The sequence below is a fragment of the Bradyrhizobium sp. ORS 86 genome (assembly GCF_045571475.1).
In the GTDB taxonomy this organism is placed as follows: Bacteria; Pseudomonadota; Alphaproteobacteria; order Rhizobiales; family Xanthobacteraceae; genus Bradyrhizobium.
In genome coordinates, this window is the sequence record NZ_CP120699.1 from 5,434,218 (window position 1) to 5,448,876 (window position 14,659).

The window sequence follows — 14,659 nt, forward strand, 5'->3', positions numbered from 1 at the left end:
GTTGTTGAAGCATGATCTTCCCGATCACGCAGCTTCAGGCACGGGCCTTGGCGTGACCGCCGAGATAGGCCGCAGCAATGGCTTCGTTGCCCCACAATTCGTCCGGTTTGCCGCCCAGCACGATCCGCCCGGTTTCCAGTACAAAGCCGTGATCGGCGACCGAAAGTCCCATGCGCGCATTTTGCTCGACGAGCAAGACCGTGGTGTCCTTCCTGATCTGCGAAATGATGCGGAAGACGGCCTGGACGATCACGGGCGCCAACCCAAGCGAGGGTTCGTCGAGCAGCAAAAGCCGGGGCTTGGCCATCAGGCCGCGCGCGACCGCGACCATCTGCAACTGACCGCCCGACAGCGTCCAGCCGAGTGCATTGGAGAACGTCCGTATCTCCGGGAAGAGATCGAACATCGCATCCGCTTCACGCGAGATCTGCGACGCCGATACCTTACGGTTCGATGCGCCGAGCATGATGTTCTCTTTCACGGTGAGGCCCGGAAACACGCGGCGCCCCTCCGGCACATGCGAGATGCCGAGCCGGACGATCGCCTCCGGACCGAGACCCGCGATCGATTGACCGTCGAACAGGACGTCCCCGGAAGCGGGTTTCTCGAGGCCGGAGATCGCGCGCAGCGTTGTCGACTTGCCGGCGCCGTTGGCCCCGAGCAGTGTCACCACCTGGCCCTGCTCCACCGCGATGGTGATGCCACGCAATGCTTCGATCTCGCCGTAGCGGACCACGAGGTTGCGGATTTCGAGCAGCGGCATCATTCGCTCCCGAGGTAGGCGGAGACGACGTCGGGATGGCGCAGCACCGCCATGGATTCGCCGTCCGCGATGCGGCGACCGAAGTTCAGCACCGTGATGTGCTGGGCGGCTTCCGAGACCAGCGTCATGTCGTGATCGATGATCAGGATGGTGAGGCCCTGCGCTGCGATACGCTTGAGCAGTTCGTGCAGTTCGAGCTTTTCGGTCGAGTTGAGACCGGCGGCCGGCTCGTCGAGCAGCAACAGCGTCGGATTGGACGCCAGCGCGCGTGCGATCTCGATCAGGCGCTGGTGGCCGTAGGAGAAGCTCGAGATCAGCTCGTTGGCGCGGTTGCCGAGGCCGACGAAGGTCAAGGCCTCCATCGCGCGCTCGGTCAAGGCGTCCTCGCCCTTCCCGATCATGGTGTTGCCGGGACGCTCCGCACCGATCTCGACGTTCTCCAGCGCCGTCATCGAGCGGAACAAGCGGATGTTCTGGAAGGTACGCCCCAGGCCCGCCGCCGTGCGCTGATGGGGCGCCATGTCGGTAATGTCGGTGCCGTCGAGCACGATCTTGCCTGCGGTCGCCCTGTAGAGGCCGGACAGCACGTTCAACGTGGTCGTCTTGCCCGAGCCGTTGGGGCCGATCAGCGCATGGACGCTGCCGCGCTTCACCGCGATGTCGACGCCGTCAACGGCCTTGAGACCCCCGAAGTGCTTCGACAACCCGGTCACCTCGAGCACGATATCGCCGCCCGCGGTGGCGGGCTTGAGCTGCAGCGCGGCGGCAGCCGGCGGCGCCTTGGTGTGCGCGCGCCAGCGCGTGAAGGCATCGGAGACGAAGCCCCAAATGCCGTCGGGCATGAAGCGGATGATCAGAATCACGAACAGGCCGTAGATCGCGAGATAGAGTCCCGGGACGCTCTTGAGGAAGCGCAGCCATTCCGGGATCAGAATCAGAAGCCCCGTACCGATCGCCGCGCCGATCGGCGAGGCCACACCGCCGAGCAGCGACATGGTCAGGAACCCGATCGATTCCGCGAACGAGAACTGGTCCGGACTGACATAGGCGAAGCCGCCCGCGAACAGGCCGCCGGCCAGACCGCCGAGCAGCGCGCAGATGCCGAAGGCGTAGACCTTGGTGCGGAATACGTCGATGCCGTTGACGCCGGCCGCGAGCTCATTGTCGCGTACCGCACGCATGGCGCGGCCGAGCCTGGTGTCCGGCAGGTGCCAGACGAGGTAGCCGACGATCGCGAGCACCGCGACGCAGAACGCGAGATAGCTCTGCGAGGACTGGAACAGCTCGGCCCGCTTGATGTTGGCGACACCGTCCGGCCCATGGGTCAGGCCGATGGCATTGATCATCACCAGGGTCACGATCTGCTGGAACGAGATCGTCACCATGGCCAGGTAATGCCCGCCGAGCCGCAGCGTCGACATGCCGAGGAACGCGCCGGCAATCAGCGCGACCACGCAGCCGGCAACCAGGCAGGGCCAGAAGCTCATGTGCAGATCGGTGGTGCCAAGACCGACCGCGTAGGCGCCGAAGCCGAAGAATGTCGCCTGCGCCAGGTTGATCTGGCCGCAGAGGCCAAGCACGACCGACAACCCGAACACCGCGATCGAGAAGGTCGTTGCCTGCAACAGGATATTGAGGACGTAGCCGTCGAACCCCATGCTGGCGGCGAGCGCAACCAGCACGGCGGCGCCGATGAAATACGGCGCATGACGAATGACCAGCGGCTTCGAGCGTACCGCCGGAGCCGGGATATGAATGTTCTCGCTGGCGCTCATGCTTTCTCCGCGACACGTTCGCCGAAGATGCCCTGCGGCCGGAAGATCAGGAAGGCGATCAGCACCAGGAAGGCGAAGCCATCCTTGTACGGCACCGAGATATAGGCGGCGCCGAACGTCTCGATCACGCCAAGCGCAAGGCCGCCGATGATGGCGCCGGCGACGTCGCCGAAGCCGCCGATGATGGTCGCGGCAAAGGCCTTCAGTGCGATCGTCGAGCCCATCTGGATCGACACGAACAGCACGGGCGCCACCAGGATGCCGGCCAGCCCGCCGAGCACAGCCGAATAGATGAAGGTGATCATGATCATGGTGGAGACGGAAATGCCGAGCAGCGAAGCCATTTCCTTGTCCTGCGAGGTCGCTTGCAGCTTCTTGCCGAGCAACGTCCTCTCGAAGAACCAGAAATTGAACAGCACCAGCAGGATCGTGACGCCGATGATCAACAGATACTGGCTGTCGAGATAGACCGGGCCGAGCTGGATGCCGGGCGTATCGAACCAGCCCTGCAGCACCTGCGGCTGCGGGCCGTAGATCGCAAGCACCGAATTGGAGAGCAGGATCGAGGCGCCGATGGTGGCGATGATCACCGGCAGATAGGTGCGGTGACGCAACGGATAGTAGACGCCGAGATTGAAGATCACGCCGAGCAGCGCCATGCCGGCGAGCGCGATCAGGAACGACAGCCAATAAGGCCAGCCGAGATCGACGGCGAACACCACCATCAGATAGGCCGCGACCATCGAGAACTCGCCTTGCGCGAAGTTCACCACGTTGGTGGCGCGGAAGATCAGCACGAAGCCGAGCGCGACCAGCGCGTAGACCGCGCCGATGCCGATGCCCGTGAACAGGAGTTGAAGGACCAGATCCATGACAAGCGTTCGGTTGAAGGAGAACTTGTTTCAACGGCCGGCCGGCGCGGCCTCCCCGGCTATTGCCGGAGAGGCCTTCACCCGCATCAGTCGTTGGATTCGATGTGCTTGTCGAAGACGATCTTGCCCTTGTCGTTCTTCACGATGTTGTAGCCGTGAAGTCCGTCGCCATTCTGGTCGAAATTGTATTCGCCCTCGGCACCCGGGAATTTCTTGATCGCCAGGATCGCCTCGCGCACCTTCTCGGGCTCGGTCGAGCCGGCCTTGTTGATCGCCGTGGCCAGCACGGTGACGGCGTCATAGGTCCAGGCGCTCTGGTTGTCGGGCGCGACCTTGACCGCATCACGATAGAGCTTGCCGAACGCCTTCGAGGCGTCGCTGGAATCCTCCGCGTAGTCGGCAACACCATAGGTGTTGTAGAGCGCAGGACCGGCAAGCTTGAGCGCGGTGATGTTGACGATCGAGGGTGAGCCGACCCACGGAATATTCACACCGAGCTGACGTAGCTGGCGGGCGAAGATGCCGAGATCATTCTCGAAGGTGAAATAGGAACCGAGGATATCCGCGCCCGATTGCTTGATCGCGAGCACGACCGGGGTGAAGTCCTGGCTCTGGTTGGCATAACCCTGGTCGAGCACGGGCGGCGCGCCGAGCTTCTGCAGCGCTTCAGTCAGCGCCTTGCCGCCGGCGGTGCCAAACGCGTCGGTCGAATGCAGCACGGCCCACTTTTTCTTGCCGAGCGTGTTGACGCCGTATTCGGCGATCACGCGGCCCGAATAGCTGTCGTTCGGGCGGAAGCGGAACAGCCACTTGTTGCCCATGTGGGTGAGGTTCGGATCGGTGCCTCCGATCATCACGGGCTTGCCGAGCTTCAGCACATCCGGCGCCATCGCATGGACCTGGGTCGAACGGATCGAGCCGAGGAAGCCGACGATGTCGGACTGGGCCGCGAGCTTTGAAAACGCGAGCACGATGCCAGGGTTGGTGGTCTGATCATCTTCGATGATCAATTCGCCCTGCTTGCCAAGGATGCCGCCGGCCTTGTTGACGGCCTCGAGCGCCAGCTTGGCGCCCTTGATGGCATAACCGCCGGATTCAGCCGCGGGACCGGTGACCGGCGCACACATGCCGATCTTGATGGTCGCACCTTGCGCATGCGCGCTCCGCAGTAGCGCAGGAGCAGCGAGACCTGCCGCCAAACCGGCGGAAAACTCACGTCTCGTCAGTTTCATTCAATCCTCCCTGGATAACGCCGAGCTTGCATGTCGGCTGCATTGAGACGAGCTAGACGCGTAGACTTGTTGCCTCACCCATGGCCATCACGCAGCGCGACGAACAAACGTTTGCGCCGCTGCAGCGCACCGGACGTGCAACGGCGATAATCGATCTAAGCGTATGGACACGAAGCTAATCATGATTGCACATTGCACGCAATAGTCAAAAGCTCGCGTCAGGCGGTGCGTAAATGCCTGCCGCGCGCGACCTCGATGCAATCACGTGATAATGTGGCCGGCGGACAGCCCATCCATGTCGATTCCAAGAGCGAAATCGCAGACCAGACGAAAGCAGCCGGCCTATGCGCTGATCAAGAATGCATTGGCAAAGCACATCCGGACCGGTGGCGTTCCAGCCGGAACCGTTCTTTCCGAATCGGCGATCGCAACTTTGTTCGGCTCCAGCCGCTCCCCCGTGCGACAGGCGTTCGAGCAGTTGGAGCACATCGGCCTGGTGCGCCGGTTCGACGGCCGCGGCGTCATCGCCGGCAAGCGCAAGGTCGAACCCCGGCGCGTCCCGATCACACCGGAGATGCTCGGGCTGACCAACGGACCCGTCGAGGCGGTGCGAATCGATGCCTGGGACGCGCTGTATTACAAGCTCGAACGCGAGATCATCTACCGCTCGCTGTTCGGACGCTTCCGCGTCAGTGAACTCGCGCTGGCGCGGCATTTCCGAGTGGGACGCACGGTTGCCCGCAACCTATTGCTCCGTGCGCAGGCGATCGGAATTCTGGAGAAAGGCGCCAAAGCCCATTGGTATGTGGTGCCGCTCGACGAGGATCGCGTCCGCGACATCTTCGAGGTGCGCGCAACGCTTGAGCCGCTCCTGCTGAAATCCGCTGCTGCGCGGATTCCGCCCTCAGTGCTGGACCAGATGGCGGAGCGCCTCCGCGAAGGGATCCGATTCCGCGACCGAATCGGCGTCGCCGAGCTCGACGAGATCGAAGGTGATCTGCATATCCGGTGCCTGAGTTACGGCATCAATCGCGAGATGATCGAGGCTCTCAAGCGTACTCACTGCGCTTTCGTGATCGGCAAGCACATTCAGGTCGCTCTGACTGCGCCGCAGATCGATACCTTCATGGACGAGCATCTGCTGATCATGGAAGCCTTGCGCGCGCGCGACGGCGACGCGGCGGCTACGACTTTGCGCCGCCATATCGAGTGGTCCCATTCGAAAGTTGCCGGCTGGATTGCCGAATTCCGCGCCATCAACGTGATTTCGCGCGTGCCCTACATGGCCTGACCGGCATTGCCGCACGTCATCGCATGAAGTCTTGGCTAGGCGTCGGCCTCGACCTCGCCATCATCGGCAGATGTCATTCCCGCCAGGCTCGCTTCCAGCGCGCCCAGCATGTCCTGGAGCTCCGCAAGCCTGCGCGCGCCGTAGCGCTTGGTGATCGCGGCGTAGATGGCTTCCGATGTCGGCGCCACCGCCTCGATCAGCTTCAGCCCCTTTGCCGAGATCGAGACGACCGCGCGCCGCAGGTCGTTCTCCGCGGCCTTGCGCTCGATCAACTGACGACCCTCAAGGTCGCGCAGGATTCGCGACAGGCTCGGCCCGAGCAGAAATGCCACATGCGCGAGCTCGGTGACCTCGATCTCATCGACGGAGGTGAGCGCACGCAGGATCCGCCATTGCTGCTCGGTCAGCCCGTGATTGCGCAGCGACGGGCGGAACTGCCGCATCACGGCTTCACGCGCGCGGAGCAGCGACATCGGCAGCGAGCGCGAAAACTCGCGCATCGGCGCGCGACGCGGTGACCCGGCCTCGACCGGCGCCGATCGGACGTCGTTTGACGATTTCTTGCGCGCCATCGCTCAATCCACCGCCACGATTTTTTGCATCGCAGCATGCCCCGATTCAATTTGCGGGAATTCACTTAACATGTTAATCATCTTCCCGACATCCAGATTTGTGTATCACGCATGGCCCTCTCCCAGGACGATATCCGCGCCGCCGCCGGAAGGCTCGACCAGGCGGAAAAGACCCGCAAGCAAATCCGCCAGCTTTCGCTGCAGTACCCTGGCATTACCATTGAAGATGCCTACGCGATTCAGAAGGCCTGGGTCGAGATGAAGGTAGCGCAGGGCCGCGTCGTCAAGGGCCACAAGATCGGCCTGACCTCGAAAGCGATGCAGAGTGCGCTCAACATCGACGAGCCCGATTCAGGCATTCTGCTCGACGATATGTTCTTTGCCGACGGCGGGCTGGTGCCGAGCGATCGCTTCATCGGGACCCGGGTCGAAGCCGAGCTCGCCTTCGTGATGAAGCACCGTCTGGCGGGTCCCAACTGCACATTATTCGACGTGCTCAACGCCACCGACTTCGTGGTGCCGGCGCTTGAAATCCTGGACACACGCATCGAACGCGTCGACCCCGAGACCAAGGCGACACGCAAGATCGTCGACACCATCGCCGATAATGCCGCCAATGCCGGCATTGTGCTCGGCGGCCGGCCGATCCGTCCGCTGGACGCCGATCTGCGCTGGATCGGCGCGCTATGCTTCCGCAACGGCCAGCTCGAGGAAACGGGTCTCGCCGCTGGCGTGCTGAACCATCCGGCGACCGCGGTGGCGTGGCTCGCCAACAAAATCGCGCCTAACGGGCTCGCGCTGGAAGCCGGCCAGGTGGTGCTGGCGGGCTCCTTCATCCGCCCGATCGAGACCCGCAAAGGCGACACGATCCAGGCCGACTATGGAGCTTACGGTTCCGTGAGTTGCCACTTCGCTTGACGCATTCGCTAGGAGGCCGTTCATGCCGCACTTCACGCTTGAATATTCCGCCAATCTCGACAACCTGATCGACATGGCCGAGACTGTCGAACTGGTCCGCAAGGCTGCGGTCGAGACCGGCATTTTCCCACTCGGCGGCATCCGCGTCCGCGCGATCAGATGTGAGCACTACGCGATCGCCGACGGGCGCCAGACCTATGGCTTCCTCGACATGGTGCTGCGGCTCGGCGAAGGCCGTGATCTCGCCACCCGCAAGAAGGCCGGCGAGCAAATCTTCAAGGTACTGTCGGCCCACCTCGACCCGGTCTTCGCCAAATCCAAGTTCGCTCTGTCGTTCGATATGCAGATCAACGACAAGGAGACGAGCTGGAAACGCAACAACATCCACGATGCGCTGAAAGTGGAGACGATCAATGGATAAGGCCACTCCGAAATCCGCAGACAAGTTCCAGGCCAACCGCGACCGCGCGGGTCCCCTGCTCGCCAAGCTGAAAGCCGAAGGCATCGGCCACCTGATCGACGGCAAGATCGTGGCCTCGGTGACAGGCCAAACCTTCGAGACGAGGTCGCCGATCGACGGCTCGGTGCTGGCGTCGGTCGCAAAAGGCAATGCTGAGGATATCGATCGCGCCGCGACGGCCGCCGCGCGCGCGTTCAAGACCTGGCGCGACGTGCCGGCGGCGCAGCGGCGCAAGCTGCTGCATCGCGTGGCCGACGCGATCGAGGAGCGCGCCGACGACATCGCCGTGCTCGAATGCATCGATACCGGCCAGGCGCACCGCTTCATGGCCAAGGCCGCGATCCGCGCCGCCGAGAACTTCCGCTTCTTCGCCGATAAGTGCGCAGAGGCCCGCGACGGCCTGAGCACGCCGAGCGAAGAGCACTGGAACATCTCGACCCGCGTGCCGATCGGCCCGGTCGGCGTGATCACTCCATGGAACACGCCGTTCATGCTCTCGACCTGGAAGATCGCACCTGCGCTCGCCGCCGGCTGCACGGTGGTGCACAAGCCGGCCGAGTGGTCGCCGGTCACTGCGGACCTGCTGGTCAAGCTGGCGCAACAAGCGGGTATTCCCGATGGCGTCTTCAACACCGTGCATGGCTTCGGCGAGGATGCCGGCAAGGCGCTGACGGAACATCCCGCCATCAAGGCGATCGGTTTCGTCGGCGAAAGCGCAACCGGTTCGGCGATCATGGCGCAGGGCGCGCCGACCCTGAAGCGGGTGCATTTCGAGCTCGGCGGCAAGAACCCGGTGATCGTGTTCGACGATGCCGATCTCGACCGCGCGCTCGATGCCGTTGTCTTCATGATCTACTCGCTCAACGGCGAGCGCTGCACCTCCTCCAGCCGCCTGCTGGTGCAGCAGAGTATCGCCGATAAGTTCATCGAGAAGCTCACCGCGCGGGTGAAGATGCTGAAGGTCGGCCATCCGCTCGATCCCGCAACCGAGATCGGGCCGCTGATCCATGAGCGGCATCTTGCCAAGGTCTGCAGCTATTTCGACATAGCGAGGAGCGACGGTGCCACCATCGCCGTTGGCGGCAAGCCGCATGACGGTCCCGGCGGCGGGCATTACGTGCAGCCGACGTTGGTAACCGGCGCGAACGCCAAGATGCGCGTCGCACAGGAGGAAGTGTTCGGCCCGTTCCTGACCGTGATCCCGTTCCGCGACGAGGCCGACGCCATCGAGATCGCCAACGGCGTGCAGTACGGGCTGACAGGCTATGTCTGGACTGGCGACATGGGCCGCGCGCTGCGCGTGGCGGATGCGCTCGAAGCCGGCATGATCTGGCTCAACTCGGAAAACGTCCGCCATCTGCCGACGCCGTTCGGCGGCATGAAAGCCTCGGGTATCGGCCGCGACGGCGGCGACTACTCGTTCGATTTCTACATGGAAACCAAGCACGTCTCGCTCGCGCGCGGGACGCACAAGATTCAGAAACTGGGAATTCAATAGCCCGTCGTTCCGGGGCGATGCGTAGCATCGAATCCAGAACCTCGAGATTCCGGGTTCAGTTCTGACAGACCGCCCCGGAATGACGATCCAGAGGGAAACACCATGCCCGTTCCGCAGCACGTCTTCGATCCGCCGTTCAACATCATCCGTTGCAGCCACGCCATTCTTGACGTCACTGACCTCGACGCCAGTGCCGCGTTCTACGAGAAGACCATCGGCCTGCACATCGAGGACCGCGACGACAAAGCGGTCTATCTGCGCGCCTGCGAGGAGCACCAGCATCACTCAGTGGTGCTGCGCAAGGCGCCGAAGGCGACCTGCAACCGGCTCGGATTCAAGGTCGGCAATGATCGCGACCTCGACAAGGCGGCGGCCTTCTGCTCGGAGAATGGCATCGAGTCTGCCTTCGTTGACCAGCCGTTCCAGGGCCGCACGCTGCAATTCACCGATCCATTCGGCTTCCAGATCGAGCTTTACGCCACGATGGAGAAGCGTCCGCATTTGCTCCGGCGCTACGATCTCTACAAGGGCTGCCACCCGCAGCGGCTCGACCATTTCAACGTGTTCGCAGCCGAGGTGCAGGACACCATCGACTTCTACGCCCGGCTCGGCTTCCGCCTCACCGAATATGCCGAGGAAGACGGCGCCAACGGCCGCATCGCCGCGGCCTGGATGCACCGCAAGGGCAATGTGCACGATTTCGCCATCACCAACGGCAAGGGCCCCCGCCTGCACCACATCGCCTATTGGGTGCCGACGGCGATGAACATCGTGCATCTCTGCGACGTGATGGCCTCCTCGGGTTTCCTCAAGAACATCGAGCGCGGCCCCGGCCGGCACGGCATCTCCAACGCCTTTTTCCTGTACGTCCGCGATCCCGACGGCCATCGCATCGAGCTCTATACCAGCGACTATTTCACCGGCGATCACGACCATGAGCCGCTGCGCTGGTCGCTGCGCGATCCGCGCCGGCAGACGTTGTGGGGCGCGCCGGCACCACGCTCCTGGTTCGAGGAAGGCTCGCCGTTCGCGGGACAAGCCGTGCGCGAGCCACGCTTCGTGGCCGACGTGCTGGTTGCGGACTGACGGGAATTTGCAATGCCTGCTCCCCGTCTCGCCACCTATTCCGTCAACGGCGCCATCAAATATGGCGCCATCACCGACACCGGCATTGCCGATCTCTCTTCGCGTTTCGCCAAGGACTATCCGAGCTTGCGCGAAGCGATCGCCGCCGGCGCGCTGACGAAGCTCGCGGACGCCGCCGCCGGGCGCTCGCCCGATTACGCACTCGACGCAGTGGCCTTGCAGCCGCCGATTCCGTCGCCGGAAAAGATCATCTGCATCGGCGTCAACTATCCGGACCGCAACGCCGAGTACAAGGACGGCTCGGACGCGCCGAAATATCCGAGCATGTTCCTGCGCGTGCCGCGCTCCTTCGTCGGCCACAACGCTCCCCTGGTGCGTCCGCGCGCCTCGCCGCAGCTCGACTATGAGGGCGAGCTCGTGCTGGTCATCGGCAAAGCCGGCCGGCACATTCCGGAAAGCACGGCGCTCGATCACATCGCGGCGGTTTCGCTGTGCAATGAAGGCACCATCCGCGACTGGGTGCGCCATGCCAAATTCAACGTCACCCAGGGCAAGAATTTCGATTCCACCGGCAGCTTGGGTCCGTGGATCGTGCCCTATATCAACGAAGCGCAGATCGCCGATATCCGCCTGACCACGCGGGTGAACGGCGAGACGCGGCAGGACGACCGCACCTCGCGCTTGATCTTCGGCTTCCGCTACCTCATCAACTACATCTCGACCTTTACGACCCTGGTTCCCGGCGACGTCATCGTCACAGGCACCCCCACCGGCGCCGGTGCGCGGTTCGATCCGCCGCGCTATCTGAAGCCGGGCGATGTCATCGAGGTCGAGGCCGAAGGTGTCGGAGTCTTGCGCAACGGCGTCGTCGACGAAGCCAACTAGCAAACGAACGGACAGTGCCATGACCTCAACATCCGGCGGCGAAGCGATCGTCAATGGTCTCGTCGCCCACGGCGTCGACACCGTGTTCGGCCTGCCCGGCGCGCAGATCTATGGCCTGTTCGACGCGTTCCACCAGGCGCAGCTCAAGGTGATCGGCGCGCGGCACGAGCAGGCCTGCGGCTACATGGCGTTCGGCTATTCCCGCTCCAGCGGACGGCCCGGCGTGTTCAGCGTGGTGCCCGGCCCCGGCGTGCTCAATGCCTCGGCGGCGCTGCTCACCGCGTTCGGCTGCAACGAACCGGTGCTGTGCCTCACCGGACAGGTGCCGACGCAATTTCTCGGCAGGGGTCGCGGCCATCTGCACGAGATGCCGGACCAGCTTGCGACCTTGCGCACCTTCGTGAAGTGGGCCGACCGTATCGAATACCCCGACAATGCACCGGCGATGGTGTCGCGCGCGTTCCAGGAGATGCTGTCCGGCCGGCGCGGGCCGGCCTCGCTGGAGATGCCGTGGGACGTGTTTACTCAGCGCGCTCAGGTCGCGACCGTCAAGCCGTTCGACCCGCTGCCGGCGCCGCAGCCCGATCCCGACCGCATCAAGGCGGCCGCCGATCTGATCGGCGGCAGCAAGGCGCCGATGATCTTCGTCGGCAGCGGCGCGATCGACGCGCGCGAGGAGATCCTCGAGCTCGCCGAGATGATAGACGCGCCGGTCGTCGCCTTCCGCAGCGGCCGCGGCATTGTCTCCAACGCGCACGAGCTCGGGCTCACGATGGCGGCGGCCTACAAGCTGTGGCCGAAGACAGACCTGATGATCGGGATCGGCACCCGCCTGGAATTGCCGACGATGTCGCGCTGGCCCTATCGGCCGGACGGGCTGAAATGCGTGCGCATCGATATCCATCCCGTCGAAATGCGGCGCTGGCCGCCCGATGCCGCCGTAATCGCGGACGCCAAGGCCGCGACCGCCGATCTCGCCGCTGCCGTACGCCGGGCCGGTTACAGCAAGACCAGCGGCCGGCGCGCCGCGATCCGCGAGGCCACCGCTGCCGCCGAGCATGAGATCCAGCGCATCCAGCCGCAGATGGCTTACTTGAAGATTCTGCGCGAGGTGCTCCCAGCGAATGCCATCGTCACCGACGAGCTGTCGCAGGTTGGCTTCGCCTCGTGGTACGGATTCCCGATCTACGAGCCGCGCACCTTCGTCACCTCGGGCTATCAGGGCACGCTCGGCTCGGGCTTTCCGACCGCGCTTGGCGCCAAGGTCGCCAACCCGAGCAAGCCGGTGGTCGCGATCACAGGCGACGGCGGTTTCATGTTCGGTGTGCAGGAGCTCGCCACTGCGGTGCAGTTCAAGATCGGCGTGGTGACGCTGGTGTTCAACAACAACGCCTACGGCAATGTCCGCCGCGACCAGCACGAACGTTTCGACGGCCGCATCGTCGCCTCCGATCTGGTCAATCCGGATTTCGTTAAGCTCGCCGAATCCTTCGGCGTGGGGGCGGCGCGGGTCACCTCGCCCGATCATTTCCGCCCCGCGCTGGAAAAGGCGCTGGCCGACGGCAGTCCCTACGTGATCTCGGTGGAAGTGCCGACGGGCTCGGAAGTCTCGCCCTGGGCGTTCATCCACCCTGCGAAGAACATCTAGACTAGCGACAGCCGCCGGCCTAACGGCCGGCAGCGCCCGGGCGTACCTTGCGAAAGGTCAGGTTGATGCGTTGGCGACCGAGCAGGCCGTGCTCGCCGTCGGCGAGCGGCGCGACACCGTGGAACGCAAGCCGCGATGGCCCACCCCACACCACGACATCGCCATGCTCCAGGCGATAGCGTCGCGTCGGATCGCTGCGCTTCAGACCACCGAACAGAAAGATCGCCGGCAACCCGAGCGACACTGAGACGATGGGGGCCGCGAAATCCAGCTCGTCCTTGTCCTGATGCAGCGACAGTTTGGCGCCGGAAACATAGCGGTTGATCAGGCAGGCCTCCGCTGTGAAGCCGGCGTAGCCCCCCTCGGTCGCCGCGCCGGCGGCGAGCCTGCATAGTACCGACGGCATCGGCGGCCACGGCGCGCCCGAATTCGGATCGATGCCGTCACAACGATAGCCGCTGGAGTCAGAAACCCAACCGAGGCTTCCGCAATTGGTCATCGCGACCGACATGCGGTGGCCTCCCGGCGTGATCAAATGGCGGAACGGCGCCTGCTTGACGATGTCGCCCAGAGCCGGAATCAGCGCGGCCTCGAATGGCCTGGCGAAGCCGCGCAGCACGACAGCGCCCTCCGCCATCGTCTCGCGCGGGGGACGTGCGTCGCCAACGGTCTCGAACAGGTCAGCGGTCACGCTTGTCCGTACTCACGTCGCATCGTGGAAGATCACACCAACGGTGTGGCGGTGGCCGGAGCGGATCCGGCTGACGCCGTGACGCAGATTAACGCGGTAGGAGCCGCGTGTCCCCTGCACCGGGCGATGATGCACGGCAAAGGCCACCGCATCTCCTTGCGTGAGCGGCATGACCTCGGGACGCGATTGCATCCGCGGCCGCTGTTCCGTCAGCACGAATTCGCCGCCGGTGAAGTCGCGCCCCGGCTGCGACAGCAGGATCGCGACCTGGATCGGGAACACATGCTCGCCATAGAGATCCTGGTGCAGGCAGTTGTAGTCGCCTTCGCCATATTGCAGCAGAAGCGGCGTCGGCCGCGTTTGCCCCGCATCATGGCAGCGCTTGATGAATGCCGCATGCGATGCGGGATAGCGGATGTCGATCCCCATCGTCTGGTTCCAGCGGTTGGCCGTGGCAGTGAGCTGCGCGTAAAGCGCCGGCCGCAGTTCCGCGATCAGATCCGGCAGCGGATAGGAGAAGTATTTGTACTCGCCGCGGCCGAAGCCGTGGCGGCCCATCACCACCTTGCTGCGGAACAGGCCGTCATCAGGATAGAGCGCGGCGATCCCATCGCACTCCTGCGGGGTCAGCAGGCGCGGAAGAACGGCGCAGCCCTGTCCGTCGAGCTCGGCCGAGATCCGGCCCCAATCAAGCGCGTCGACGCGGGCGGGGATATCTGATGGTGCCGCATGCGCGGCGATCTTGGCTGTTGCTTTCATGGATCGCAGTCTCGCGCAGGATTACTGCCGGCGCCACCCGATTTCCGACAGGAATGTGCCATGGACAGCAACCACAGGCACCACTGTCGTCCCTGCGAAAGCAGGGACCCATAGTCACCGTCATCTGCTGTTTGAGAGAGCTGGGGCCACAGCGTGGCAACCGCAAGGTCCTGCGGTTATGGGTCCCTGCTTTCCGCAGGGACGACCCG

The 14,659-nt window shown here is 64.1% G+C and carries 14 protein-coding genes; 7 read left to right on the top strand and 7 right to left on the bottom strand.

The window, feature by feature from the left end:
- Nucleotides 1–34: 34 nt before the first annotated feature.
- The 4 genes from P6U25_RS25140 to P6U25_RS25155 all read right to left on the bottom strand — a co-directional run bounded on the left by P6U25_RS25140 (nt 35) and on the right by P6U25_RS25155 (nt 4,642).
- Nucleotides 35–763 (bottom strand): ABC transporter ATP-binding protein, encoded by a 729-nt coding sequence (locus P6U25_RS25140; protein WP_407147452.1) that lies wholly within the window; start codon nt 761–763, stop codon nt 35–37.
- Complete coding sequence (locus tag P6U25_RS25145) at nt 763–2,538, bottom strand: ABC transporter permease subunit (protein ID WP_407147453.1); 1,776 nt, start codon at nt 2,536–2,538, stop codon at nt 763–765. The genes P6U25_RS25140 and P6U25_RS25145 overlap by 1 nt, the downstream gene beginning before the upstream one ends.
- Nucleotides 2,535–3,410 (bottom strand): branched-chain amino acid ABC transporter permease, encoded by an 876-nt coding sequence (locus P6U25_RS25150; protein WP_407147454.1) that lies wholly within the window; start codon nt 3,408–3,410, stop codon nt 2,535–2,537. The genes P6U25_RS25145 and P6U25_RS25150 overlap by 4 nt, the downstream gene beginning before the upstream one ends.
- Before the next feature lie 86 nt (nt 3,411–3,496).
- A complete protein-coding gene (locus P6U25_RS25155) occupies nt 3,497–4,642 on the bottom strand; it encodes an ABC transporter substrate-binding protein (protein WP_407147455.1) in 1,146 nt (381 codons plus the stop codon).
- 295 nt (nt 4,643–4,937) lie between these two features.
- On the opposite strand from P6U25_RS25155, the gene P6U25_RS25160 reads away from it, so the two are divergent.
- Nucleotides 4,938–5,933: a GntR family transcriptional regulator gene (locus tag P6U25_RS25160; protein ID WP_407147456.1), complete on the top strand. Its 996-nt coding sequence runs from the start codon at nt 4,938–4,940 to the stop codon at nt 5,931–5,933.
- Between the two features lie 35 nt (nt 5,934–5,968).
- Here the strand turns inward: P6U25_RS25160 and hpaR are convergent, their stop codons facing one another.
- Complete coding sequence (hpaR, locus tag P6U25_RS25165; RefSeq protein WP_407147457.1) at nt 5,969–6,505, bottom strand: homoprotocatechuate degradation operon regulator HpaR; 537 nt, start codon at nt 6,503–6,505, stop codon at nt 5,969–5,971.
- A 111-nt stretch (nt 6,506–6,616) separates the two neighbouring features.
- Between hpaR and hpaH the strand changes: the two genes are divergently transcribed.
- The 6 genes from hpaH to P6U25_RS25195 all read left to right on the top strand — a co-directional run bounded on the left by hpaH (nt 6,617) and on the right by P6U25_RS25195 (nt 13,000).
- The gene (hpaH, locus tag P6U25_RS25170; protein ID WP_407147458.1) at nt 6,617–7,423 is read left to right on the top strand and encodes a 2-oxo-hept-4-ene-1,7-dioate hydratase; all 807 of its coding nucleotides are present in this window, start codon (nt 6,617–6,619) and stop codon (nt 7,421–7,423) included.
- 22 nt (nt 7,424–7,445) lie between these two features.
- The gene (locus P6U25_RS25175) at nt 7,446–7,844 is read left to right on the top strand and encodes a 5-carboxymethyl-2-hydroxymuconate Delta-isomerase (protein WP_407147459.1); all 399 of its coding nucleotides are present in this window, start codon (nt 7,446–7,448) and stop codon (nt 7,842–7,844) included.
- Nucleotides 7,837–9,381, top strand: a complete 1,545-nt coding sequence (gene hpaE, locus P6U25_RS25180; RefSeq protein WP_407147460.1) for a 5-carboxymethyl-2-hydroxymuconate semialdehyde dehydrogenase — start codon at nt 7,837–7,839, stop codon at nt 9,379–9,381. Before P6U25_RS25175 ends, hpaE begins: the two co-directional genes overlap by 8 nt.
- A gap of 102 nt (nt 9,382–9,483) precedes the next feature.
- The gene (gene hpaD / locus P6U25_RS25185; RefSeq protein WP_407147461.1) at nt 9,484–10,467 is read left to right on the top strand and encodes a 3,4-dihydroxyphenylacetate 2,3-dioxygenase; all 984 of its coding nucleotides are present in this window, start codon (nt 9,484–9,486) and stop codon (nt 10,465–10,467) included.
- Nucleotides 10,468–10,479: 12 nt separating this feature from the next.
- A complete protein-coding gene (locus P6U25_RS25190) occupies nt 10,480–11,352 on the top strand; it encodes a fumarylacetoacetate hydrolase family protein (protein WP_407147462.1) in 873 nt (290 codons plus the stop codon).
- A 19-nt stretch (nt 11,353–11,371) separates the two neighbouring features.
- Nucleotides 11,372–13,000, top strand: a complete 1,629-nt coding sequence (locus P6U25_RS25195) for a thiamine pyrophosphate-dependent enzyme (RefSeq protein WP_407147463.1) — start codon at nt 11,372–11,374, stop codon at nt 12,998–13,000.
- A 19-nt stretch (nt 13,001–13,019) separates the two neighbouring features.
- Here P6U25_RS25195 and alkB read toward each other — a convergent pair whose 3' ends face one another.
- Nucleotides 13,020–13,691, bottom strand: coding sequence for a DNA oxidative demethylase AlkB (alkB, locus tag P6U25_RS25200; protein ID WP_407147464.1), 672 nt, complete (start codon nt 13,689–13,691; stop codon nt 13,020–13,022).
- Between the two features lie 12 nt (nt 13,692–13,703).
- Nucleotides 13,704–14,450 carry a 2OG-Fe(II) oxygenase gene (locus tag P6U25_RS25205; protein WP_407147465.1) on the bottom strand — a complete coding sequence of 249 codons (747 nt, stop codon included), beginning with the start codon at nt 14,448–14,450 and terminating at the stop codon, nt 13,704–13,706.
- Nucleotides 14,451–14,659: the final 209 nt, after the last annotated feature.